Below are 614 nucleotides of genomic sequence, written 5' to 3'. Positions count from 1 at the left end.
GCGGCTTGCGTTTGGCATGCGGCACCCAAAGGCCATCGGCAATCATCCATTGGCGCAAAGTTTCTAACGAGATATGAACGTCATGAACTTCAGCCAATTTCTCATGAGCAAGTGTGGGCCCAAAATCAAAATAATGTTGATGTATTATCTCGAGGCAACTGAGCCGAACATCTTCATTAATTATGTTCGAAGATGGCAAGCCACGGCGCTGATGAGTAATACCAACAGCGCCAAGCTGACGAAAGCGAGTGATCAGTCGCTGAACTTGTCGAACACTCAGCGACAGAATACCTGCAGCATCTGATCGTCGGATTCGTTTCTCGCAAACATCGCGAATAGCATTCAGGCGTAAAATGTCTTTTTCATTCATGGTTACCAACATCGTTTGTTAATCTCACACAGATCAGATAGGTACTGATCACCATAGGAAAAACAGGACATTTTCACTTTGCAGAAAAGAGACACTTTAGCTTTGCGCCTACACCGCCTGTTTATCCCAATTTAAAATGTCCTGCTTTATTCCCAGATTAAAATGTCTCCTTTCAAGGTAGTTCATCCCGCTTAGAAATAGGCTAGAGAGTAGGGACGTCAGCCTTTCTTGGTGCTCGGTTTGA

Annotated in this window: 1 protein-coding gene; it reads right to left on the bottom strand. The window is 44.6% G+C overall.

All coding sequences use genetic code 11. From position 1 onward, the window contains the following. The coding region (locus C9J12_RS30345; protein WP_227876528.1) for a helix-turn-helix domain-containing protein at positions 1-370 on the bottom strand (370 nt) is incomplete at its 3' end. Positions 371-614: the final 244 nt, after the last annotated feature.

It is taken from the genome of Photobacterium frigidiphilum, assembly GCF_003025615.1.
GTDB classification, from domain to species: Bacteria; Pseudomonadota; Gammaproteobacteria; order Enterobacterales; family Vibrionaceae; genus Photobacterium; species Photobacterium frigidiphilum.
The sequence above is the reverse complement of the archived record's forward strand: the minus strand, read 5'-3'. Positions and strand labels throughout refer to the sequence as shown.